At 71.6% G+C, this 23,457-nt stretch carries 20 protein-coding genes; 9 read left to right on the top strand and 11 right to left on the bottom strand.

Annotated elements, in window-relative coordinates; all coding sequences use genetic code 11:
* Positions 1–35: 35 nt before the first annotated feature.
* Complete coding sequence (locus ACW5DW_RS16515) at positions 36–545, top strand: DUF2059 domain-containing protein (protein ID WP_457020397.1); 510 nt, start codon at positions 36–38, stop codon at positions 543–545.
* Between the two features lie 184 nt (positions 546–729).
* On the opposite strand, the gene ACW5DW_RS16510 is transcribed toward ACW5DW_RS16515, so the two are convergent.
* A complete protein-coding gene (locus tag ACW5DW_RS16510; RefSeq protein WP_457020396.1) occupies positions 730–1,446 on the bottom strand; it encodes a pseudouridine synthase in 717 nt (238 codons plus the stop codon).
* Between the two features lie 35 nt (positions 1,447–1,481).
* Positions 1,482–2,774, bottom strand: coding sequence for a sialidase family protein (locus ACW5DW_RS16505; protein WP_457020395.1), 1,293 nt, complete (start codon positions 2,772–2,774; stop codon positions 1,482–1,484).
* Between the two features lie 192 nt (positions 2,775–2,966).
* Between ACW5DW_RS16505 and ACW5DW_RS16500 the strand changes: the two genes are divergently transcribed.
* Both ACW5DW_RS16500 and ACW5DW_RS16495 read left to right on the top strand, forming a co-directional pair.
* The gene (locus ACW5DW_RS16500) at positions 2,967–3,344 is read left to right on the top strand and encodes a putative signal transducing protein (protein ID WP_457020394.1); all 378 of its coding nucleotides are present in this window, start codon (positions 2,967–2,969) and stop codon (positions 3,342–3,344) included.
* A 264-nt stretch (positions 3,345–3,608) separates the two neighbouring features.
* Positions 3,609–5,975 (top strand): Tex family protein, encoded by a 2,367-nt coding sequence (locus ACW5DW_RS16495; RefSeq protein ID WP_457020393.1) that lies wholly within the window; start codon positions 3,609–3,611, stop codon positions 5,973–5,975.
* A gap of 133 nt (positions 5,976–6,108) precedes the next feature.
* On the opposite strand, the gene ACW5DW_RS16490 is transcribed toward ACW5DW_RS16495, so the two are convergent.
* Both ACW5DW_RS16490 and ACW5DW_RS16485 read right to left on the bottom strand, forming a co-directional pair.
* Complete coding sequence (locus ACW5DW_RS16490; protein ID WP_457020392.1) at positions 6,109–9,036, bottom strand: diguanylate cyclase; 2,928 nt, start codon at positions 9,034–9,036, stop codon at positions 6,109–6,111.
* Between the two features lie 119 nt (positions 9,037–9,155).
* A complete protein-coding gene (locus ACW5DW_RS16485) occupies positions 9,156–10,115 on the bottom strand; it encodes a cation diffusion facilitator family transporter (RefSeq protein WP_457020391.1) in 960 nt (319 codons plus the stop codon).
* A gap of 165 nt (positions 10,116–10,280) precedes the next feature.
* Here ACW5DW_RS16485 and ACW5DW_RS16480 point away from each other — a divergent pair, with 165 nt between their 5' ends.
* Positions 10,281–10,466 carry an oxidoreductase-like domain-containing protein gene (locus ACW5DW_RS16480; RefSeq protein ID WP_457020390.1) on the top strand — a complete coding sequence of 62 codons (186 nt, stop codon included), beginning with the start codon at positions 10,281–10,283 and terminating at the stop codon, positions 10,464–10,466.
* Positions 10,467–10,644: 178 nt separating this feature from the next.
* Positions 10,645–11,817 (top strand): porin, encoded by a 1,173-nt coding sequence (locus ACW5DW_RS16475; RefSeq protein WP_457020389.1) that lies wholly within the window; start codon positions 10,645–10,647, stop codon positions 11,815–11,817.
* 296 nt (positions 11,818–12,113) lie between these two features.
* On the opposite strand, the gene mnmG is transcribed toward ACW5DW_RS16475, so the two are convergent.
* Both mnmG and ACW5DW_RS16465 read right to left on the bottom strand, forming a co-directional pair.
* Positions 12,114–14,033, bottom strand: a complete 1,920-nt coding sequence (gene mnmG, locus ACW5DW_RS16470; RefSeq protein WP_457020388.1) for a tRNA uridine-5-carboxymethylaminomethyl(34) synthesis enzyme MnmG — start codon at positions 14,031–14,033, stop codon at positions 12,114–12,116.
* A gap of 498 nt (positions 14,034–14,531) precedes the next feature.
* Entirely contained in the window at positions 14,532–15,245 is a 714-nt protein-coding gene (locus ACW5DW_RS16465; RefSeq protein ID WP_457020387.1) for a hypothetical protein, read from the bottom strand.
* Between the two features lie 123 nt (positions 15,246–15,368).
* Between ACW5DW_RS16465 and ACW5DW_RS16460 the strand changes: the two genes are divergently transcribed.
* From ACW5DW_RS16460 to ACW5DW_RS16445, 4 genes are read left to right on the top strand one after another with little or no spacing between them, the layout of a single operon-like run.
* Positions 15,369–16,334, top strand: coding sequence for a pyridoxal-phosphate dependent enzyme (locus ACW5DW_RS16460; RefSeq protein ID WP_457020386.1), 966 nt, complete (start codon positions 15,369–15,371; stop codon positions 16,332–16,334).
* Entirely contained in the window at positions 16,331–16,942 is a 612-nt protein-coding gene (locus tag ACW5DW_RS16455) for a YdcF family protein (RefSeq protein ID WP_457020385.1), read from the top strand. The genes ACW5DW_RS16460 and ACW5DW_RS16455 overlap by 4 nt, the downstream gene beginning before the upstream one ends.
* 53 nt (positions 16,943–16,995) lie before the next feature.
* Positions 16,996–17,433: a ketosteroid isomerase-related protein gene (locus tag ACW5DW_RS16450; protein ID WP_457020384.1), complete on the top strand. Its 438-nt coding sequence runs from the start codon at positions 16,996–16,998 to the stop codon at positions 17,431–17,433.
* 22 nt (positions 17,434–17,455) lie between these two features.
* A complete protein-coding gene (locus ACW5DW_RS16445; RefSeq protein ID WP_457020383.1) occupies positions 17,456–18,487 on the top strand; it encodes a glycoside hydrolase family 16 protein in 1,032 nt (343 codons plus the stop codon).
* Positions 18,488–18,738: 251 nt separating this feature from the next.
* Here the strand turns inward: ACW5DW_RS16445 and ACW5DW_RS16440 are convergent, their stop codons facing one another.
* From ACW5DW_RS16440 to bioF, 5 genes are all read right to left on the bottom strand, one after another.
* The gene (locus ACW5DW_RS16440) at positions 18,739–19,335 is read right to left on the bottom strand and encodes a hypothetical protein (RefSeq protein WP_457020381.1); all 597 of its coding nucleotides are present in this window, start codon (positions 19,333–19,335) and stop codon (positions 18,739–18,741) included.
* 193 nt (positions 19,336–19,528) lie between these two features.
* The gene (gene bioC, locus ACW5DW_RS16435; RefSeq protein ID WP_457020379.1) at positions 19,529–20,455 is read right to left on the bottom strand and encodes a malonyl-ACP O-methyltransferase BioC; all 927 of its coding nucleotides are present in this window, start codon (positions 20,453–20,455) and stop codon (positions 19,529–19,531) included.
* Positions 20,452–21,240, bottom strand: a complete 789-nt coding sequence (gene bioH / locus ACW5DW_RS16430; RefSeq protein ID WP_457020377.1) for a pimeloyl-ACP methyl ester esterase BioH — start codon at positions 21,238–21,240, stop codon at positions 20,452–20,454. Before bioH ends, bioC begins: the two co-directional genes overlap by 4 nt.
* Positions 21,237–22,238 (bottom strand): multidrug resistance efflux transporter family protein, encoded by a 1,002-nt coding sequence (locus ACW5DW_RS16425; RefSeq protein WP_457020375.1) that lies wholly within the window; start codon positions 22,236–22,238, stop codon positions 21,237–21,239. The genes bioH and ACW5DW_RS16425 overlap by 4 nt, the downstream gene beginning before the upstream one ends.
* Positions 22,235–23,455: an 8-amino-7-oxononanoate synthase gene (gene bioF / locus ACW5DW_RS16420; protein ID WP_457020374.1), complete on the bottom strand. Its 1,221-nt coding sequence runs from the start codon at positions 23,453–23,455 to the stop codon at positions 22,235–22,237. The genes ACW5DW_RS16425 and bioF overlap by 4 nt, the downstream gene beginning before the upstream one ends.
* Between the last annotated feature and the right edge of the window lie 2 nt (positions 23,456–23,457).

Genomic DNA, 23,457 nt, shown 5'->3' with positions numbered 1-23,457 from the left:
TAGAATGCGGGGCCTCTACTGACAAGGATGCCGCAATGTTGCACAGAATTTTCATCACCGCGCTGCTGTTGATCGCGATCTCGGTGTTCCCGGCCCAGGCGCAGCAGGCGCAGGCACCCGCCGACGATGCCCGCATCGACCGCCTGCTCGAGGTGACCCGTGCGCGCGAGATGCTCGACGCGACGCTGCCGCAGATCGAGGCCTCGCAGCGGCAGATGCTGGCGCAGATGACCGCCGGACGCGAGCTGGATGCGGCGCAACAACAGCGTATCGACAGCCTGCTGGCCAGCAGTTCGTCTGCGGTGCGCAAGGCGCTGTCCTGGGAGAACCTCGCGCCCGTCTATCGCGACATCTACCGCCAGACCTTCACCGGCGACGATATCGACGCGATCATCGCCTTCTACGAGAGCCCGGCCGGCCAGCGCATGCTGGAGAAGATGCCGGCGCTGATGCAGAACACGATGACGGCGATGCAGCGCCTGATCGTGCCGATGCTGCAGCAGATGGAGCGCGACCTCGCCGCCGAGGTTTCCGCCGTCGAGTAATCGCACGTCGCGCCCGGACCTGACGCCGGGGGTGCGCGGGCTTCGATCGGGCCGCAGTGCCCCCCGGGGCGATGGCGCACCGCGTGTCACCGCGGCGTGGCGACTGGGGAGTCCATGCCTTCGGAAGCTTCCCGACAACGCGACTTCCGAAGGAGCAGTGCCAGCTTGGCGTGACACGCAGCGCTCAGGACGCTGGCGGCAACTCTGCCGTCGTGTCCTCGGCCCCGGCAAACAGCGCCAGCGCCTTCGCGAACTCCGCATCGGGCGGCGCCTCGAACGCCACGTGCTCGCCGCTGGCCGGATGCGGGAACCCCAGCCGCGAGGCGTGCAGCAGCATGCGATGGATGCCGAGCATGCGGAAGCTGCGATTGTGGCGTCCGTCGCCATGGCTGGTATCGCCGATCAGGTGATGCGAGGCGTGCTTGAGGTGTCGGCGGATCTGGCGGAAGCGGCCGGTCTGCGGCATCGCGCGCAGCAGTGCATAGCGTGAGGTGGCGAAGCCGACGGAAGGCAGGTCGAGTTCGCAGGTCGCCAGCCGTTCGAAGCGGGTGATGGCCGATTTCTTCAGCGGCTTGCCCGGACCGCCATCGAGCGCATGGTCGATCGTGAAGGCAGGCTCCGGCCAGCCGCGGCAGACGGCCAGGTAGTGCTTGTCCACGTCGCCCGCCATCAGCGTGCGGCCAAGCGCGCTGGCGGTATCGCGGTCGAAGGCCAGCAGCAGGCAGCCGCTGGTGGCGCGGTCCAGGCGGTGCACCAGGAACACCTGCCGGCCGAACTGTTCGCGCAGGCGATCGGCGAGGAAGTCGCTTTCGCCGCGCGCCAGGGCGCTGTCGTGGACCATCAGGCCGGCCGGCTTGTTGACCACCGCCAGGCTGGCCTCGGCGTGCAGGACTTCAATCATGTGCGGGATGGGCCAGGCGGCGAAACATCCGACGCTCACTCGCCGCGCACGACGCGCACGCCCTTGAGGTTGGGCACGCCGCCGGCGACATCGGTCCAGACCACGTGGGCCACGCCAGCGACCACCGCCAGCTGCGGGAAACCCGTCGCCCGGCCTTTGCCCTGCGGCCTGGCGAGTTCGATGCGCTCGTGCTCGCTCGCAAGGTCGGGGCTGCGACGCGACAGCCACAGCGACTGCTGCCGTGCGTCCTCGCGCTGCCACAGGACCCAGGCCTGCTGCGCGTCGAGCGCCACCGCGACGCGTCCCAGCACCGCTGCGCCGCTGTCGAGCGTGACCGGCGCGGCGAAGCTGTCGCCGGCATTGCTGCTGGCCGCGATCCGCAGCTCCGGCGTGCCGGATGCTTCGGTGTACCAGGCCACCACCGCGGCGTCGCCGTGGGCGGCGACGTCCGGCCCGTTGACCGGGCAGGCCGGCATCACCCAGCCGTCGGCGTGCACGGGTGCGGGCTTGCGCCAGCTGCCGTCATCCAGGCGCGTGGCGAGGATGTCGCGCACCTCGTCCTGGCTGCGGCCGCGATATACCAGCAGTGGCCCGCTGGACGTCATCGCAACCGCGGTCTGGCAGCAGTCGCAGACGCGCGCATCGATCTCGGCATCATCGCTGCGCTGCAGGCTGGCGTCGAACACCGCCGCGCGCAGGGTCATCGCGCCAGCGTGGTCTTGCGTATGCGCGTCGTGGCCACCGCCGCCGGTGTTGCGCCCGTCCAGCCAGGCGATGCCCAGGCTGCTGTCGCCATGCGCCCACATCGACACGAAGCCGTGCTCGGTGCGGGTGCCGTCGTCGTGCGTCATCACCGGCGCCACCCAGTTCGCGCCGCCGTCGCGCGAACGGCTCAGCACCACGTCGTAGGCATAGGGCGCATCGCTGCTCTTCTGCAGCCAGTGCGCCCACAGGGCGCCATCGGGCGTGGCCGCCAGGTGCGGCACGTCGGCCCAGTTGACGAACATGCTGTTGCCGACCGCGACCGTGCTCATGGCGTGCATCCAGCGGCCCCAGTCCGGCGCGAAGGTGCTGAACTGGAAGATGTGGCGACGGCCCTTCTGCGAATTGATCCAGCCCAGCAGCAGCTTGCCGTCGGGCGTGGTCGCCAGGCTCGGCGAAGCCGAACCGGGCAAGGAGGCGGGCAGCGGCCATTCCTCGACGCGACTGGGTGCGCCGAGGTCGATCGCGGCGGCAGGAGCGGGCGCAGCCTCGTCGCTGGATCCGCCGCACCCGGCCAGCGCGATCGCCGTCGCGAGCAGGATGGCGGGGAGCGTGCGCTTGATCATCGGTGGGTCCTCGGCATCGCGAATGGTGGTCCCGGGCTGGCGTCGCCGGCTGTCGCAAGGCCGGCCGGCGCGCGCGGCGGATGCATCCGCGCCTGGCCGTCATGCGGCGGTTGAAGGATGGCAGCGGGTTTGACGCGCCCGCAACCACGTTAGCGTAGCCTGCCGGGCAGGCCATAAGCATCCGCGTGCCGCATGTTCACCACCGTCGCCAGCTACCTCGATCCGATCCAGGCGCAGATTGCGCGCGGCCTGCTGGCAGCCGAAGGCATCGACGCGCACGTGGGCGACGAGCATCTGTCGGTCGCGAACTGGGAATGGCGTCTGGCAATCGGCGGATCCCGGGTGCGCGTGGCGGAGGCTGACGCCGAACGTGCCGATGCGATCCTGCGCGCGATGGAGGCAGGCGAGTACGCGATCGACGATGACGCCGAGCCGGCCGACGCACAGCTGCACGCGCCCGATCGCGAATCGGCCTCCAGCCGGCTCGCATGGCTGGCGCTGGTGCTGCTGAACATCCCGCTGCCGTGGCAGCGGCGCAATGCGGGAAATGCGGTGGTGCGCGACGCCTGAGGGGTGGGATCGGTGCGCGTCCTTGCCCCCACCCCAGCCCTCCCCCGCAAGCGGAGGAGGGAGCCGATCCGGCAATCGGGGTTACCCGGCGAAATTCTCCCCCGCGCGCTGTTCCCCCTCCTCCGCTTGCGGGGGAGGGCCGGGGTGGGGGCCCGCAGCACCACGGACCGCAAGCCCGTCGCTGCTGTCAACCGCTTCCTGCCTGCGCCCGCGGTTGCCACAATCGGCGTTCCGCGGCATCGCGCCCGCCCGCAGCACGACGACATGCCCGAAATTTCCCCCGCGCTCGCGCGCAAGATCGCCGCCACCATCGCCGACGAGATCGGCGCTCAGCCCGCACAGGCCATCGCCGCCATCGCCCTGCTCGACGAGGGCGCGACCGTGCCGTTCATCGCGCGCTACCGCAAGGAAGTCACCGGCGGGCTGGACGACACCCAGCTGCGCAACCTCGAGGTGCGCCTGGTCTACCTGCGCGAGCTGGAGGAGCGTCGTGCCGCGATCCTGTCCAGCATCGATGAGCAGGGCAAGCTGACCGACGAACTGCGCGCCGACATCGAAGCCGCCGACAGCAAGGCGCGGCTGGAAGACCTGTACCTGCCCTACAAGCAGAAGCGCCGCACCCGCGCGCAGATCGCGCGCGAAGCCGGCCTGGAGCCGCTGGCCGATGGCCTGCTCGAGGACCCGACGCGCGTACCGGAGGAATTCGCCGCCGCTTTCGTCGATGCCGACAGGGGCGTGGCCGACGCGAAAGCCGCGCTGGAAGGCGCGCGCGCGATCCTGATCGAGCGCTGGGGCGAGGACGCCGCCCTGGTCGGCGAACTGCGCGCCTGGCTGCACGAGGTCGGCGTGATCCGCGCGAAGGTGGCCGATGGCAAGGAAGCGGCCGGCGAGAAGTTCCGCGACTATTTCAACCACGCCGAGCCGCTGGCGAAGATCCCCTCGCACCGCATGCTGGCGCTGCTGCGCGGACGTCGCGAGGAATTCCTCGGCCTCGACCTCCAGCCCGGCAGCGATGCCGAGGCCGGCCACCTGTACGCCGAAGGCCGCGTCGCCCTGCGCGCCGGCATCCGCGACCAGGGCCGCGCCGCCGATGCGTGGCTGCGCAGCGCCTGTCGCCTGGCGTGGAAGGCCAAGCTGCACCTGCACCTGCTGATCGACCTGTTCGCGCAGGCACGCGAGCGGTCCGAGGCCGACGCGATCGCGGTGTTTGGCGACAACCTCAAGGACCTGCTGCTGGCCGCGCCGGCCGGTCCAAAAGCGGTGCTGGGCCTGGATCCCGGGTTGCGCACCGGGGTCAAGGTCGCGGTGGTCGATGCCACCGGCAAGCTGGTCGCCACCGACACCATCTTTCCGCACGAGCCGCGCCGGCAGTGGGACCAGTCGCTGGCGGCGTTGCGCAAGCTGTGCATCGCGCACGGCGTGCAGCTGGTCGCGATCGGCAACGGCACGGCCTCGCGCGAGACCGACAAGCTGGCCGGCGACCTGCTCAAGCTCGCGCCCGAGCTGAAGATGCAGAAGATCGTGGTGAGCGAGGCCGGCGCCTCGGTGTACTCGGCCTCCGAACTGGCGGCCAACGAGTTCCCCGGCCTCGATGTGTCGCTGCGTGGCGCGGTGTCGATCGCGCGGCGCCTGCAGGACCCGCTGGCCGAGCTGGTGAAGATCGACCCCAAGGCGATCGGCGTGGGCCAGTACCAGCACGACGTCGACCAGTACAAGCTGGCGCGCGCGCTCGATGCGCGCGTCGAGGACTGCGTGAACGCGGTTGGCGTGGACGTCAACACCGCGTCTGCGCCGCTGCTGGCGCGCGTGTCCGGACTGTCGTCGACGGTGGCCGGCAACATCGTGGTGCACCGCGACGCCAACGGCCCGTTCAAGCGCCGCAAGGACCTGCTCAAGGTGCCGCGCCTGGGCGAGAAGACCTTCGAGCAGTGCGCCGGCTTCCTGCGCATCGCCGATGGCGACGAGCCGCTGGACGCCTCGGCCGTGCATCCGGAGGCCTATCCGGTGGTCGAACGCATCGTCGCCGCGACCGGCAGGCCGATCCGCGCGCTGGTCGGCGATGCCGGCTTCGTGCGTACGCTCAAGGCGCGCGAGTTCACCGATGAACGCTTCGGCGAACCGACCGTGCGCGACATCCTCGCCGAACTCGAGAAGCCCGGCCGCGATCCGCGCCCGGAGTTCAAGGCCGCGGTGTTCGCCGACGGCGTGGAGGACATCAAGGACCTGCGCGTGGGCATGATCCTCGAAGGCGTGGTCAGCAACGTCGCCGCGTTCGGCGCCTTCGTCGACGTCGGCGTGCACCAGGACGGGCTGGTCCACATCTCCGCGCTGTCGGACCGCTACATCAAGGATCCACGCGAGGTGGTCAAGGCCGGCGACATCGTCAAGGTCAAGGTGCTCGAGGTCGACGTCGCCCGCAAGCGCATCGCGCTGACCCGGCGGCTGGACGATGCGCCCGCACCGCGACAGGAGCGCAACGAGGCACGCGGCAGCGGTGCGGCGCGCGAACCAGCCAGGCGCCAGGGCGAAGCTCCGCGCGGCGGGCGCGCTGGCGGCGGTGCCGCCAAACCGGCCGCGGCCCCGGCCAACAACGCGCTGGCCGACGCGTTCGCACGCGCAAAGCGGAGCTGACGCCAGCCTCCCTTGCGCGCGGCAAGTGACATGGCGACCGGCCTGCCCCCACCCCAACCCTCCCCCGCAGGCGGGGGAGGGAGCAGAGCGGAGGCGCGGACGGCCAATCCCAGTGGTCGCGCTATACGCTCCCTCAGCCAACGACCACGCGATCGCGGCCCTGGCGTTTGGCCTCGTACAGCGCCGTGTCGGCGCGCTGCAGCAGGGCGTCGGCGCCTTCCTGGCCGAGGCGCTCGACCACGCCGATGCTGATGGTGCAGCTGAGCGAAGCGTCGTCGCCAGGCGCGGCGCGCAGCGCGGCCACTTCGCGACGCGCCTGTTCGAGCACGCCGACCGCTTCGGGCAGCGTGGTGTCGCGCAGCACCACCAGGAATTCCTCGCCGCCCAGCCGCGCCACGAACAGCGACGGCTGTCGCAGCGAGGCCTGCAGCTGCAGGGCCACGTTGGCGAGCACGCGGTCGCCGATCTGGTGGCCGTAGCGGTCGTTGATGTGCTTGAAACGGTCGACGTCGGCGATTGCCACGCTCAGCGGCGCGTGGCCGGCGTCGGCCTGCTGCAGCGCCGCGGCCAGCTGCTGGTCGCCGGCACGGCGGTTGGGCAGGCCGGTGAGGCTGTCGTGGCTGGCCTGGTGGGCCAGCTGCTCCACCAGCAACTCGCGCTGGCGCGAGGCGGCCTCCAGTTCGCGATTCTTGTCGCGCAGCTGCGCGGTGCGCTGCACAACCTCGGCCTCCAGCCGGCGCGCACGCCGATGCTGGCGCCGCGCAAGCCAGTAATGGACGAGCACGAAGACGGCCAGCAGCGCCGCGCCTGCGGCCACGAGCACCCAGGGGCGCAGCCACCACGGCGTGGCCACCTCCAGGTCGAAGCCAGTCGCGTTGGCGGGCCGGGTCCAGTCGGCCGGCGCGCGCGCCACCTGCACCTCGAAGCGCAGCGCGCCCGAGGGCAGCCTGGGGTAGGTGACCTCGCGCACCGTGCCGGCCTCGATCCAGTCCGCGTCGACGCCCTGCAGCCGGTAGCGATAGCGCAACGCGTTGGGCTGGCGCAGGCTCAGCCCTGCGTAGCGGATCTGCACGCGCGTGCCCGGCTGCAGCACACCCGCCGATTCGGGCGTGCGCACCTCGCCATTGACCAGCAGCGAGTCGATCACCAGCGGTACGCCGTCGTGCCCGCGGTCCATCAACGGGCCCGGATCGAACACCGCGATGCCGGCGGCGGTGGGCAGCCACAGCTCGCCGTTGTCCATGCGCCAGCCAGCCGGTGCGCTGCCGCCGTTGGCCTGGCGGCTGGGCATGCCGTCGTCGCGGTCGAAAACCTGCATGTCCAGGCGCTCGCGCAGGCCCTGGTCGACCGCCTCGAACGAGGCGCGTGGCACTCGGAACACGCCGTGGTTGCCGCTCATCCACAGGTTGTCGAAGTCGTCGGCGAGCACCCGGAACACCGTGCTGCTGCGCAGGCCCTGTGCGGCACCGTACAGGCGCCAGGCGCCGTGGTGGTGGCGCAGCAGGCCGCGGTCGCTGGCCACCCAGGTCCCGCCGTCGGGATCGGGCAGGAAGTCGAAGGCCGACAGCGCCGGGAAGTCGCGGCCGGGGCGCTGCACCACCAGGTGGCCGTCGGGTTCGCGCCAGGCCAGCCCGCCCAGTTGGCCGATCCACAGCTTGCCGCCGTCGCGGTGCAGCGCGCGCACCGGGAGGTCCGGCAGGCCCGGCAGCGGCCTGGGGTCGAACTTGCCATCGCGCCAGGCGACCAGGCCGCGTTCGGTGCCGATCCACAGGCTGCCGTCCGGATCCTCCAGCAGCGCGCGCACCTGCTCGGTGGCCAGGAGATGCGCCGCAGGCGTGAGCGCACTCACCTTGCCCGCGGACGTGACCCGCAGCACGCCGCGGTTGTAGGTGCCGGCCCAGACGCCGCCGTCGGCGGCCGGGGCCAGCGCCAGCACGCTGCTGGGCCGTTCACCCGCGACCGGGAACACCAGCTGCGCCTGCCCGTCGCGCAGCACGCTCAGGCCGGCCGAATGTCCGATCCAGACCGCGCCGTCGCGCGTCTGCAGCACGCTGCGAATGTACTCGGACGGCAGCCCCGGCTGCTCCCCGATGCCGCGCACCGGGCCGTCGGCGATGCGGAACAGCCCGTGCGTGGTCCCGAACCAGACCAGCCCTTCGCGGTCCTCGAACAGCGCGCCGGTGGCATAGCCGACCACGCCGTCGTCTTCGTCCAGCCGGTGCCACCGGCCGCGCCAGTAGCGCAGCACGGCGCTGTCGGTGGCGGTGACCCACAGCGCACCCGCACGGTCGGACAGCAGGCCCTCGGCGCGCTCGCTGCGCATGCGCTGCAGGCGGCTGCCGTGGTGGCGCCACACGCCCTGTTCGCCGGCAATCCAGGTCTCGCCGTCGCGGCCCGTGGCCAGCGCGCGCACCTCGCCGGCCGGCAGGCCCAGGTGCTCTCCCAGCGGCTCGATCCGCCCTTCGTGCCAGCGGTACAGGCCGCGGCGCAGGCCCAGCCACACGCTGCCGTCGTCCTGTGGCAACAGCGCATTGACCGTGCGCCCGGCCAGCGATTCGCCACCTGCGACGCGGACGCAGTGGCCATCGGGCTGCAGCCGGGACAGCCCTTCGTGCGTGGCCATCCAGGGCCCGTCCTGGCCGCCATCGGCCAGCTGCGAGACCTGCAGCGCCGCAATCTCCGCGCAGGCCGGGCGCGCCGGGCCCTGCGCCGGCACCCGCAGCAGGCCCGGTCCATCGACCCCGACCAGCATGCTGCCGTCGGCGTCGCGCCACAGCACGCGCGAGGCAGGCCGCGCGCCGGATGCCTCCTGCAGGCGGCCGACCTCGGCGAACGTCAGGCCGTCGAAGCGCGCGGTGCCCTCCCAGGTGGTGACCCACAGGAAGCCGTCCGGACTCTGGCCGATGTCGTGGATCTGGCTGTGCGGCAGGCCGTCGTCCGCGCTCCAGCGCGCGATCGTGTAGCGATCGGCGGGGATGGCCGGATCCAGCGCACAAGCCGGCCCGGCGACTGCCAGCCACGCGGCGGCAAGCACGCCGCTGCCAAGCCGCCATGCGCGCATGCCGAAAGTGGATGCACCTGCCGGTGGCATGCCGAGTACGCGCCCCTGTTCACGTCTGCCGCCATTCTACGGCGCGCCCAGACGGCGGTGGCCTGCAGGCGGTGTGACCGCGCCCGGGCTCAGGCCCACTCCGGATCCGCGGTGAACTCGATCGTCAGCCAGCGGTTGGGGGTGTCCTCGCCGATCGCCTCGCTGATCTCGTCGCGCAGCAGGTCCCATTCCTCCACCGTCTGCGCCGGCCATCCGCGCGGAACGATGAACGCCAGCTCGATCTGGCGGCCGCGGCCGACCCGCGCCACGTAGGCGCGGTAGTCGATGAAGCCGTGGCGCAGCACGATGTCGCGCGCCACCGTGTCGACATGCCGCTTCAGGTCCGGCGGCGTGACCATCAGGATGTCCGCCAGCGCCTGGCGGATCGTACCCAGCGGCATCGGGATGATCACCAGGCACACCAGCGCCAGCACCGCCGGGTCGATGTAGGGCGTGATCCAGTCCAGCGCCGTGCCTTCCACGAACCAGCCGGCGGCAAAGGCGACCAGCAGCGCCGCCGCGATCAGCGCCGACATCAGCCAGCCCTTGGCGTCGAGTGCGACGAAGGCCGAACGGATGCGCCGGTTGGCGCGCAGCTGGAACCGCCACATGGTCACGCACACCGCCGTGGCCACCGCCGCATAGGCCACGGCCATGCCGAACTGCAGCTCGCGGCCACCGGTCAGGAAGGCGTCGACGGCGTGGATCAGCGCGTAGATCCCGGCCCCGGTCAGCAGCAGCGCGTCGACGCCGAGCACGATCGGCTCCAGGTGCCAGAAGCCCATGGTGAAGCGTTCGACCAGTCGGCGGTCGCGCAGGCCGCCGGCGTTCGATGCCGCGATCAGTCGCGCCACCAGCAGCCCGACCGTGGTCATGCAGGCATCGATCAGTGAGTACACGCCGTCGAAGACGATCGCGAACGACCCCGACAGCAGGCCCATCGTGATGCCCAGCCCTGCGAACAGCACGATCACCGTCACCGAGATGCGCAGCACCCCCAGTTCCGTATCGGCGCGCAGGCGCCAGCCAGAGCCTTCATCGACGGGCACCACGACCTCCATGCCGGCGAATGTGCGGCGCCATCAGGCTAGCGCAGGCGCGGGGATTCCGGTTCACGCCGGCGCCACACCGCGCGCGGCCTCGTCGGGTTTGAACCCTGCGGCTCCCGTCCCCATCTTGTGGACAACGCCATACCGCCGCTCCGGCCACCGAGCTTGAACACCCTCCTCCACCCCGACCACGATCCGCGCCCGATCCCGCCCGAGCCGCCGCTGCCCAGCGACTGCTGCGACAGCGGCTGCGATCCCTGCGTCAACGACAGCTACGCCGAGGAGCTGCAGGACTACCGCCAGCGGCTGGCGCAGTGGCTGGAGCGCCATCCGCGCCAGGCGCCGACCTGAAGCCATTTCATTGACCCGCCGGGGCCGCGGGCCGCGCAGTTGCCGGCACGACGGACTGAGCGTTCTTGCCTACGCGTCACGGGTGGCTGCCTGATCCGCGTCAAGGTCGCGACCGCGGCCGGCGGGCATACTCGCGCCGTCCGGCATCTTCACCGGGCCTATCGTCAGGTGATCCCCCATGCCCCCGCATCCCGACCCGTCCCGCCACAGGTCCACGCCCGTCTTGCGTGGTCCCGCCCCCCTCCTGCTCGCACTCGCGCTGACCACCGCCGGCGCGCAGGCCGACGATACCTGGCAGACCAGCGGCGACGTCCGCTTCGGCTACGTCAGCTCTGAAACCCGCGCCCGCAGCGGCGCCACCACCGACGCCGACAGCGTCCGCGCCCGCGCGCGCTTGCGCGTGCGCGGCGAACTCGGTGGCGGCTGGCACGCCAGCGGCCGCGTGGCCGCGCGCCTGGACACCGAACAGAGCAACGACGAGTTCTGGCTGCGGACCTACGCGCCCGGGCCGGGGGGACTCGAGGACGGCCACGCCACCATCGACGAGGCCTACCTCGAATACCGTTCGGCACAATCACCCTGGAGCCTGCGACTGGGCCGCTTCCAGGCTGCGTTCGGCATCGACGACATCATGAAGAAGTCGCTGGACCAGAACGACAGCACCAACTTCGACATCAGCTGGACCGACGGCATCTGGTGGCAGTGGCGCGGCAGCGATTGGACTACGCACGTGATCGCGCGCCACAACGATCGTCGCGGCCCCACTGGGGCGCTGCGCCCGCCGCTGGACTTCGCCGATAGCGGCTCGCGCGCCAGCCTGTTCGTGGCGGCCGAATCCAAAACCGCGATCGGCCCCGTGGTGCAGCGCATGGTCACGATGACCTGGCTGCCGTCCGCGCTGCGCTCCAACGGCCTCGCCGATCCGGCGCTGGAGGACTATCTGGCGGTGACCGCCAAGGCCGCCGCCGAATGGCCGCTGGGCCAGGGCGGCACGAAGTTCCGGCTCGGCGGCGAGATCGGCTGGGCGCCCGAAACGCCGCGCCGCGAAGCGGTGAACTCCGGCATCGGCGACGCCGACGCGCTGTCCTGGCAGGCCTCCTTCAGCTTCATGGACGTCCTGCCCGACCACGACTTCGGCATCGTCTATGGCCGCGTCGCCGACGGCTGGCTGTTGTCGAGCGACTTCCGCCCCAACGACGAGATGCTCGAGGCGCGCTGGGTCTGGCAGGCCGCGGAAGCCTGGCAGCTCGACGCGCGCGTCCGCCGCCGCGAGGAAATCGACCTGCCCGCCAGCGCCGCGGGCCCGCGCCGGGACGACGACCTGTACGTGCGCGCGACCTGGAAGTTCTGAGACCGCTGCGCCGTCCACCTGCTCCGGGCAACAGCGCTGCCGGCGGGCAAGCGACGCTTGCCCGCCGGCAATCCTGTCATTTCGACCGTAGGGAGAAATCTGGCCGGCCGCGGCATCGCAGCATCCCGACCCTGGATTTCTCTCTGAGACGCTGGGAGCCGCATGCCTGACAGGACAGAACGCCTGTCATTTCGACCGCAGGGATAAATCCAGGGCCGCGGCGTCTGCGGAGATTTCTCCCTGCGGTCGAAATGACAGGCATCAGAACAGGCCCCTCGTCATCACCCGTCGAATGATCACCCCGCCGCCGTGCGCGGCGCGCCTGCAGCGGCTGCGCCCGGTTTTTGCCGGGCCAGGTGCACCAGCAGCACCGACACCGCCGCAGGCGTCATGCCGGGAATGCGCTGCGCCTGGCCGATGGTCTGCGGGCGCACGCGCTCGAGCTTCTGGCGGGCCTCGGCCGACAGGCCGCGCACCTGCGCGTAGTCGAGCCGATCAGGGATCGACGTGCCCTCGTTGCGCTGCTGGCGCGCGATCTCGTCGCGCTGGCGCTGCAGGTAGCCGGCGTATTTGGTCTCGATCTCGACCTGCTCGGCCACGTCCGGCGCCACCGCCGCATCCGGCGCGAACGCCGGCAGCGATACCAGCCTGGCGTAGTCCAGCTCCGGCCGCCGCAGCAGGTCGAGCGCGCTGTTTTCGCGGCTCAGCTCGATCCCCAGCAGCTGCGTCGCTTCGCGACCGGCGGCGTTGTGCGGCGAGGCGCGCAAGCCGCCCAGGCGCTGCGTCTCGCGCGCGATCGCCTCGCGCCTGGCCTCGAAGCGCGACCAGCGCGCGTCGTCGACCAGGCCAAGCTCCCGGCCCACCGGCGTCAGCCGCAGGTCGGCATTGTCCTCGCGCAGCTGCAGGCGGTACTCGGCGCGCGAGGTGAACATGCGATACGGCTCGGACGTGCCGTGGGTGATCAGGTCGTCGACCAGCACACCGAGGTAGGCCTGGTCGCGCCGCGGCGACCACGGCGCCAGCCCGCGCACGCAGCGCGCGGCGTTGACCCCGGCCAGCAGGCCCTGCGCCGCAGCCTCTTCGTAGCCGGTGGTGCCGTTGATCTGGCCGGCGAAAAACAGCCCGGCGATGGCCTTGGTCTCGAGCGAGGTCTTCAGCCCGCGCGGATCGAAGAAGTCGTACTCGATCGCATAGCCCGGACGCGTGATGTGCGCCTGCTCGAAGCCGGCGATCGAACGCACCAGCGCCAGCTGCACGTCGAACGGCAGCGAGGTGGAGATGCCGTTGGGGTAGATCTCCACGCCGTCCAGCCCCTCGGGTTCGACGAAGATCTGGTGGCTCGCCTTCTCGGCAAAACGCACCACCTTGTCCTCGATGCTCGGGCAGTAGCGCGGGCCGATGCCCTCGATCTGCCCCGAGTACAGCGGCGAACGATGCAGCGCGCCGCGGATGATCGCGTGGGTGCGCTCGCTGGTCTGGGCGATCCAGCACGACACCTGGCGCGGATGGCCGGCGTGCGAACCCATGAACGAGAACACCGGGCGCGGATCGTCGCCGGGCTGCTCGACCATCACCGAATAGTCGAGCGTGCGTCCATCGATGCGCGGCGGCGTGCCGGTCTTGAGCCGGTCGACCTTGAACGGGCGCTCGCGCAGGCGCGCGGCCAACGTCACCGCAGGCGGATCGCCCATGCGCCCGGCCGCGTACTGGGTCTCGCCGATATGCACCTTGCCGGCGAGGAAGGTGCCGGCGGTGAGGACCACCGCCGGTGCGTCGAAGCGCAGGCCGGTGTTGGTGATCGCGCCGCGCACCGCGTCACCTTCGATCACCAGATCGTCGACTGCGGCCTGGAATACGGTGAGGCCCGGCTGATGCTCCACCGCGCGGCGAATGAAGGCGCGATACAGCGCGCGGTCGGCCTGGGCGCGGGTCGCCCGAACCGCCGGCCCCTTGGAAGCGTTGAGCCGGCGCCACTGGATGCCGGCGGCGTCGGCGGCCTTCGCCATGATGCCGCCCAGCGCGTCGATCTCGCGCACCAGGTGGCCCTTGCCGATGCCGCCAATGGCCGGGTTGCAGCTCATCGCACCCACGGTCTCAATGTTGTGGGTGAGCAGCAGGGTGCGCGCACCTGCGCGCGCGGACGCGAGCGCGGCCTCGGTGCCGGCGTGGCCGCCGCCAATCACGATCACGTCGTAGCGATGGAAGTCTGGGGTCATGGAAGTCGATGGCGCCGCGGGGGCGCGAAAGCTGCGGCATGTTCCGGTCCGGCGTCCACGGCTGCAACTGCGGCAAGCGGCACGGTCAGGCGCGATGGGGCCGGTAGCCGGCAGATCCGGATGAGTTGGCACGCTTCCTGCGACCCTTACTCCCGCACCCGGGTTGGCAAGCGTCTTGGGGGGCGCGGCCGGAGATTGGAACAGGGCTGGCCATGCACAACCCGGGGAAGCAAAGGGGCCGGATGTCGGGGGACATCCGGCCCCATTCTTTTGTGGACTCCGCAGCCCTTGTGGGGCTTCTGGTGCGGCGCCCGGCGCCTCGCGAAGGAGGCGCCGACGCCCGGCGGGAGCGGAACAGGGGGGATCCGGTATCCCCCGCCGGGCGTCGACTAGCGAACTATTTTGTCGCTCTGGACCGGATTACGTCGTAATCCGACGCAACCGGTCAGTGAGGGGCAGCTTGCACCCGCCTTGCGCCGGGTGCAAGTGGTTTGCGACCTACGGTTCGGAACGATCGTCATATACCCGCGATCCCGACCGCTCGGACCGAGGTGCGGGCCGCGATGTCGCCCGCGGGGCTGCTGTCTGCGGACGCGGTGCCGGTTGGGCCATCCGTGGGGCGCTGGCGGGGGCAGGCCGCATCGCCGGCGCCGCCGGCGACAGCGGCTGCGAGCTGCGACGCTGCTGCATGCGCGGCTGCTGCGGTGCGGGCATGGACATGCCCGGCCTGGGCGCAGGACGCATCATCGGCGCGTCCCCCGAACGACGCATCCGCTGGAGGGCGGGTGACGACTGCTGCGGCTGCGGCGCCATCATGCGCCGCGGCGGCTGGTTGCCGCCGGTGACGCGCTCGACCGTCGGCGGCCGCTCGTCATCGGGCCGCGGCCGCGGACGGGGATGGTACGGGTAGTAGCCGTACGGCCAGCGCGAGTAGCCGTAATAGCCTTGGCCACCGTAGTAGGCATCGCCACCCCAGCCGCCGTAACCGTAATGGCGCCGGTAGGGCGAGTAGCGGTCGTATCCATAGCCCACGCCGCCATACCAGCCGCCCGCGCCGTAGCCCAGCGAGCTGTAGGGCGCGCCGTAGTAGGTCGAATAGGCGGGACTGCCGTAGTAATAGTCGCCACCGCCGCTGCCGCGATGGTAGTAGTCGCTGGCACAGCCCGACAACGCCGCTGCGGCGATCAGCGGGACCAACAGCTTGTGGATCATGGCCTACCCCCCGTTCTGCGAACCTGCAGCATCGACCGGACCCATTGAATCCGTGCTTAATCCTGCCGGTATCACGTTGCGGTACCTGAACACGGCTCCCGGCGATCGGCTAGTCTGTGCTCGATGTCTGCCGTCCCGCCGCTTCCGCAGTTCGACGACGTGCTGGACGCGGCGGCACGGATCGCGCGCCATGCGCGGGTGACTCCGGTCCTGCGCGCCACGGCATTCGATACGCTGGCGGGCTGCCGCCTGGTGTTCAAGGCCGAATGCCTGCAGCGCGGCAACGCGTTCAAGTTCCGCGGCGCCTGCAATGCGGTGTTTTCGCTTTCCGACGGCGAGGCCGCACGTGGCGTGGTCACCCACTCCTCCGGAAACCACGGCGGCGCACTGGCGCTGGCCGCGCGGCTGCGCGGGATTCCCTGCCACGTGGTGGTGCCCGACGGCGCGGTCGGCGCCAAGCTCGCGCGGATCGCCGAGCAGGGCGCGGTACTGCATCGATGCGCTGCGACCATCGAGGCGCGCGAGGCGATGTGCGCCAGGGTGCAGGCGGCGAGCGACGCCACCCTGGTCCACCCCTACGCCGATCCGCGGGTGATTGCCGGCCAGGGCACGGCCGTGCTGGAGCTGCTGCACGCAGTGCCCGACCTGGACGTGGTGGTGGTGCCGGTCGGCGGCGGCGGGCTGGCCAGCGGCAGCGCGATCGCCCTGGCCGGAATGGCGACCGGGGTCGAGCTGGTGCTTGCCGAACCCGCCGGCGCCGCCGACACGCTCCAATCACTGCAGCGCGGGGAACGCTGCACCGGTTTCGTCCCGGACACCATCTGCGACGGCCTGCGCACGCTCGTGGGCGAGTTGAATTTTCGCATCCTGCACGCGCACGGCGCGCAGGTGCTGGCGGTCGAGGACGCAGACACGATTGCGGCGATGCGGCGCCTGCTGGTCGAGCTCAAGCTGCTGGTCGAGCCGTCCTCGGCGGTGGCGTTGGCGGCGGTACTGGCGTATCCGGCGCGCTTTGCCGGGCGTCGCGTCGGCATCGTGCTGACCGGCGGCAACGCCGATCCCGATCGGCTGCCGTGGGTGGCGGCATGAAGCGCACGGCGCCGCGCCGCAGACGATTCCCGCGCTGGCTGCTGCGGCTGATCCTGCTGTGCGTGCTGTGGCTGGGTGGCGTGGCAGGCTGGATCCACTGGGTCGGCGAGCGCGACCAGGCCGCGCAGGCCGACGTGGTCATCGTGCTGGGCGCGGCCGCGTACGACGCGGTGCCCTCGCCGGTGTTCAAGGCGCGGATCGAGCACGGCCTGGACCTGTTCCGCAGCGGACTGACGCAGAAGCTGATCTTCACCGGCGGCTATGGCGGCGGCGGCGCGCGCTTCGCCGAATCGCAGGTGGCGCGCCGCTACGCGATCCGCGCCGGCGTGCCCGATGAGGCGATCCTGATCGAATCGACCTCGCAGACCACCTTCCAGAACCTGTTCGAGGCGCGCCGGCTGATGCAGGAAAACGGCCTCGAGCGCGCGATCGTGGTCAGCGATCCGCTGCACATGGCGCGCGCGCTGCGCCTGTGTCGTGGCCTGGGCATCGATGCGCTCGGATCGCCGACGCCGAGCACGCGCTTCCGTTCGTTCCGCACGCGCTGGGAATTCCTCGCGCGCGAAGTCTACTTCTTCCATCGCGACCTGTTCGTCCGCCCGCGCTAGCCGCCGCGCTATCATCGCCGGGCGCGGATCCACGCGCCTGCGGGGTCCTGCTGATGCACATCGACGGCAACCGCCTCCATGATCGCGGCACCGAACTGGTGCTGGCCTACTACGCCGCCTTCAACCGCGGCGACCGCGAGGCGATGCTGGCCCTGCTCGCCGACGACGTCGTGCACGACCTCAACGAAGGGCCGCGCCAGACCGGTCGCGAGGCCTTTGCCGCGTTCATGGCGCGCATGGACCGCTGCTATCGCGAACAGCTGCACGACATCGTGGTGATGGCGACCGCCGACGGTGCGCGGCTCGCCGCCGAGTACGTGGTGCACGGCGAATACCTGGCCGATGACGAAGGACTGCCGCCGGCCAACGGGCAGCGCTATGTGCTGCCCGGCGGCGCGTTCTTCGAGGTCCGCGATGGCCGCATCGCGCGGGTGAGCAACTACTGCAACCTCGCCGACTGGCAGGCCCAGGTTCGCCAGAACGGATCGTGACAGCACACCAGGGGAACGACGCATGACAGGTTCGACGTATTCGTGGCGCATGCTGCTGGCGACCGCGGCGCTGGCCGCGACGTCGATGTCCGCGGCCTGCGCCTCGGGCAGCGCGCCGCGGCAGGTCGGCGTCGATGCCGCGCCAGCATCCACCAGCCTGGTCTGGTCGGACGAGTTCGAGACCATCGATGCCGGCAACTGGAGCTTCGAAACCGGCGGCCACGGCTGGGGCAACCAGGAGCTGCAGCATTACACCGACGGCCGCAACGCCTTCATCCAGTACGACTCGATGGCCGACAGCCGGGTGCTGGTGATCGAGGCACGTCGCGGCGCCCCCGCCGGCGCCACCTGCTGGTACGGCGCCTGCCAGTACAGCTCCAGCCGCATGGTCACGCGCGCCAAGCAGGAGTTCCGCCACGGCCGCATGGAGGCGCGCATCCGCCTGCCGCAGACGCAGGGCATCTGGCCGGCGTTCTGGATGCTGGGCGCCAACTTCGACCAGGTCGGCTGGCCGCACAGCGGCGAGATCGACATCATGGAGCACGTCGGCTCCGAGCCCACGCTCACGCATGGCGCGCTGCACGGGCCGGGCTATTCGGGGAATACGCCACTCGCCGGCACCCACGACCTGGGCCAGCGCGCCGACGCGGGCTACCGCGTGTATGCGGTCGAGTGGGATGCGACCGGCATCCGCTGGTTCGTCGACGACGTGCAGTTCTACGCGGTCACGCGCGCGCAGGTGGAGGCGCGCGGGCCCTGGGTGTTCGACCAGCCCTTCTTCCTGCTGCTCAACGTCGCCGTTGGCGGCAGCTGGCCGGGCAGCCCGGATACGGGCAGCACCTTCCCGCAGCGCATGTACGTGGATTGGGTACGCGTGCACCAGAACGTCGAACGCCGGCGCCGCAGCGGCAGCCAGCCGCTGGCGCCGCCGCCGCGGACGAGTGTACGGCCGGCTGTGCAAATGCAGGGCGCGAAGCCGATGGTCGTGCCTGCGGCTCCGATGAAGCCGCGCGAAGCGGCGCGATCGGAACGTCCACGGTCGGCGCTGCCGTAGGAGCGTCTTCAGGCGCGAACGATGTCCAGCGCCATCTGTCGCGCGACGATCGCGGCTGAAGCCGCTCCTGCGGAAAGCAGATCAGCGTCGACGGGGTTGCTGCGATGTCGCATCGCTTCCCTGCAGGAGCGCCTTCAGGCGCGACCGGATGTCCGGTGCCATCTGCACGCGACGATCGCGGCTGAAGCCGCTCCTGCAGCAGACGGTCGCGCGGGTTGGTTGCGGTGCGGTCGCGCCGTGATGGCGTTGGATCAGAGGTCGGCGCCGTAGCGCGACAGGCCTTCGCTGAGCAGGTAGCGGGTTGCCGCGACGCGTTCGCCGGGGCTGAATCCATCGAGCACGTCGACCATCTGCCGGAACGCGGTGCAGCGCGCGTCGCGACTGGCGTGGTCGCGGCCGGTGCTCGACAGTCCGAGCAGGAAGCCGTCGTGAAGCATCATCCCGGTCACGGTCGCGGCCTTCAGCGCCTGCTCGCCGGTGGCCGGGTCATAGGCGGCCGGCGGCCCCTGCAGGCCGCTGACCGCGACCGCGGTGACCGCGTCGATGAAGCGGATGCGGCTTTGTTCGCCGAGGGCGTTGGCTGCGCGCTGCAGGCCCAGCAGGCTGCGGTCGGCATCGGGTTCGAACAGCGCGCACAGACCGCGCGCCTCGCGCTCGTCGCGCGAGGCCGCGTGGACGGCCTTGAACAGCCGGTCGATGTCGGTGTCGGGGGCGCGCAGCAGCACATCGTTGGCGCCGGCGATGACCTGCATCGGATCGATGCCGGACAGGTCGATGCTCGGGGACTGGGCGTGCGTGGCCAACGCGGGGACGAGCGAGAGGCACAGGGCGGCAAGCAGCGATTTCATGGCTGGTCCGGGGGAAGGATCGGGGCGAGTCTAGGGCGGGCGGTGTGAATCGGCGCCGTCGCGGCGGGAGCGCCCCCACCCCAGCCCTCCCCCGCAAGCGGAGGAGGGAGCAAAACAGCGATGCGGTAAAGCCCTCCTCCGCTTGCGGGGGAGGGTTGGGTGGGGGCCCGCGGTGGCGGGATGCGCCCCGCGCTCACCCCCGTCGCCGCACCGGAATCCGGTTTGCCGGAAAACTCGCAATCTCGTTGCCGCCCTCGCGGATCGGTGCGCCCGGCTGCGGTGCCCAGGCCATCGCGGTGATCACTTCCCAGCTCGCCGGCAGCAGGCCGTCCGGCCCGCGCAGTGGCTCGTACGCGTCGGCGGCCGCGGCGAAGCGGGCGCGCCCGGTCAGGGTGTGGCGGCGCGCGTGCAGCGCGTTGGTGGCGCCGATGGCGCGCAGCTCGCGCATCAGGTCGGGCAGGTCGGGGTGGCCGCGCACGAACAGGTCGCGATCGAGCACCGGGTCGCGGAACCCCGCGTGCATCAGCGCATCGCCGAACTGGGCGATGGTGGCGAACGGGCTCACGTGCGGCACCGCATCGTCGGCGCGGGCGAAAGCCTCGCGCAGCTCCCACAACGTGTCCGGACCGAAGGTCGAGCACAGCAGCACGCCGCCGGGGCGAAGCACGCGGCGGAAGCCGGCGAATGCGGCCGGCAGGTCGGCGACCCACTGCAGGCACAGGTTGGAAAACAGCACGTCGACGCTGCCATCGGCCAGCGGCAGCGCACGCAGGTCCGCGCAGACGCGATCGACCGGGCGCCGCAGCGGGTTCCAGCCGGCGCGCGCCGGCATCGTGCGCAGCATCGGCAGGGCCAGGTCGAGGGCGACGATGCGCGCCTTGGGCCAGCGCTGGCGCATCGCCTGCGCGGCGTGGCCGGGGCCGCTGCCGACATCCAGCACCAGGCCTGGCTGCCAATCGCGCTCGCGCTCAGAGTCCAAGGCCAGCAGATCGAGCGATTCCAGCAGCCGCGCTTCGACCTCACGCTGCAGCGTCGAAGCGGACGCGTATCCGGCGGAAGCGCGCGAGAACGCGCGCCGCACCTGGCGTGCGTCGAACAGCGGATCAGGCGTGCGGCTCATCGCGCATCGCCTTCGATGCGATCAGCCAGTGCGGCGATCGCGGTTGCCACTTCGTCCGCGTGGGTCAGGAATGGCGCGTGCCCGGCGTGTTCGACCACCACCACCTCGGACTGCGGCAGCTGCGCGGCGGCGGCCTGCATCACGCGCGGATCGACCAAGCGGTCGCGGCGCCCGGCCAGCCACAGGCTCGGCATCGCCAGCGTCGGCAGCACGCCGCGCAGGTCGGCCGTTTCCAGCAGCGCCAGGCCATCGGCCAGCACGTGGGCGGCCGGCTCGCCGCGTGCGAACACCTCGTTGCGCAGCACCCGCATCTCGTGGCGCGCATCGTCCGAACCGAACGCCTCCAGCGCGATGAAGCGCTCCAGCGTGGCGCGATAGTCGGCGCGCAGGCCCAGCGCGAAGCCGCGGAAGATCTCCGGCGACATGCCCAGCGGCCAGTCGTCGCCACGCACGAAACGTGGGCTGGCGCAGACCATGGCCAGGCCGCGCACCTGCGCCGGGCGCGTGGCCGCGGCGTGCAGCGCGAACAGTCCACCCAGCGACCAGCCCGCCCACAGCGCCCGCGGCACGCGCGCGACCAAGGCCTCGACCACCGGCTCGAGCGCGAGCGGCAACGCGCTGTCGCGGCTGCCGCCATGGCCGGGCAGGTCGACCATGTGCAGGGTGAAGCGCGTCGCCAGCCGTTCGGCCAGCGCCGCGAACACGCCCGAGTGCATGGCCCAGCCGTGCAGCAGCACCAGGTCCGGCCCGTGGCCGGTCGTTTCGATCTGAAGTGTGTCGTTCATGCACCCTTGTCCGTACGCAGCACGCGCGTCTCACCCCGGCCCGCGGCCGGCCGCGCCACCGCCCATGCGAACGCGATGATGCCCGCGACCACCACCGCCGCGCCCAGCAGCGACATGCCGGTAGGCAGGGGCTCGCCGAGCAGCAGCACGCCCAGCAGCACCGCGAACACCACTTCGGCGCCCTGCATCGCCTCCACCGCGCCCAGCGCCAGCGGCTGGTCGCGGACCATGCCGGTGGCCTGGAAGAACAGGATGGTGGCGATCACGCCCGCCGACAGCGCCACGCCCGCCGCCAGCCAGACCTGGGCCAGCGTGGGCGGGCCCGCCTGCAGCGCCGCATAGGCGGCCAGCAGCAGCCACAGCGGCTGGCTGGCCAGGGTCATGCCGAACACGCGCTGGGTGGCGTTGAGCGGCTCGCCGCTGCGTTCCAGGTGCAGCAGCAGCAGGCGGTTGCCGAGCGGATAGGCGACCGCCGCCACCAGCACGCAGCCCAGCGCGATCCAGGCGGCGCGATCGAGCGCACCGCTGGCGTGGCCGAACTGCATCAGCAGCACGCCCGCCAGGATCAGCCCCGCCACCGCCAGGCCCGCCGGCGGGATGCGGCGGCGCGCGTCGCGGTACAGCAGCGGCGCGCACAGCATTCCCGCGATCACGGTGAACTGGAACGAGCCGGCCACCAGCCACGACGGCCCGCTGGCGGCGGCGTAGGAGAGCATCACGTAGAACAGCACGAAGCCGATGCCCGCGCAGCGCAGCCAGGCCCAGGGATGCGCGGCGATCGCGCGCAGCACCGGTGCCATCCCGCCCTGCATGCGCATCAGCGGCAGCATCAGCGGCAGGGTGATCAGGTAGCGCAGGCAGGCCAGCCACGCCCAGTGCCCGCCGCCGCTGGCGCTGGCGCGGTTGAGCACGTAGGTCATGGTGAAGAACAGCGCCGACAGCAGCGCCAGGCCGATCGCCGCAAGCGCGACGCGGCCATGGACATCGGAGCGGGTCATGCGCTGCGGCTGGCGGTGACGTCGGCGCGGTCGCGGGCCAGTGCCATCGCGTCGGCCAGGGCTTCGGCCTGCGCGGGCTCGTGCGCGGCGCTGAAGGCGACGCGCAGCCGCGCCTGGCCTTCGGGTACGGTCGGCGGGCGGATCGCGGCGACCCAGTAGCCGGCCTGCTCGAGCGATTCGGACATGGCCATGGCGCGCGCGTTGTCGCCGCACAACAGCGGCTGGATCGGGGTTTCGGACGGCAGCAGCTGCAGGCCATGCTGCGTGGCGCGCGCGCGGAAGCGCTGCACCAGCTCCTGCAGGCGCTCGCGGCGCCAGTGCTCGCGGCGCGCAAGCTTGACCGCCGCCAGCGCGGCCGCGGCCTGCGCCGGCGGCAGCGCCGTGGTGTAGAGGTAGGGACGCGCGGTTTCGGCCAGGTGCTCGACCAGGTCGGCATCGCCCGCCACCACCGCGCTCGCGCTGCCCAGCGCCTTGCCGAGCGTGATCAGGCGCAGCGGCACGGCCGCGGCATCGAGCCCCGCGGCGGCGACCGAACCGCGACCATCGGGCCCCAGCACGCCAATGCCGTGCGCATCGTCGACATACAGCAGCGCACGCTGCACGCGCGCGGCGATCGCCAGCTCGCGCAGCGGCGCGATGTCGCCGTCCATGCTGAACACGCCGTCGGTCGCCAGCATCGCCGCACCGTCGGGCGCGCCGCGCAGCTGCCGCAGCGCACCCTCCACGTCGACGTGCGGATAGCGGCGCAGGCGGCAGCCGGCCAGGCGCGCACCGTCGATCAGGCTGGCGTGGTTGAGCCGGTCCTGGACGCAGACGTCCTCGTCGCCCAGCAGCGACTGCAGCACCGCGAGGTTGGCGGCAAAGCCACTGCCGAACAGCAGCGCGCGCGGCACCTGCAGCCAGTCGGCAAGTTCGCGCTCGAGCGCGCCGTGGATGGCGTGGTGGCCGCAGACCTGGTGCGAGGCGACGCCGCCGGCGCCATCGCGCGCGGCCGCGTCCTGCATCGCGCCGACCACGGCGAAATGCTGGGACAGTCCCAGGTAGTCGTTGCTGCAGAAGTTGAGCAGGCTGCGGGTGCCGCCGTGGCCATCGGCCACCTCGCAGCGGACACCGTCGCGGCGCAGCACCTCGCGGCGCACGCGGCGCGCCGATCCGGCGCTGCGCTGTTCGCGCGATGCCGCCACGCGGGCGTGCAGATCCGGGCGTTCGGTCGACATGA

The sequence above is a fragment of the Luteimonas sp. A482 genome, assembly GCF_054072655.1.
Note: the sequence above shows the minus strand (reverse complement) of the source record. Positions and strands in the feature narration are given on the sequence as shown.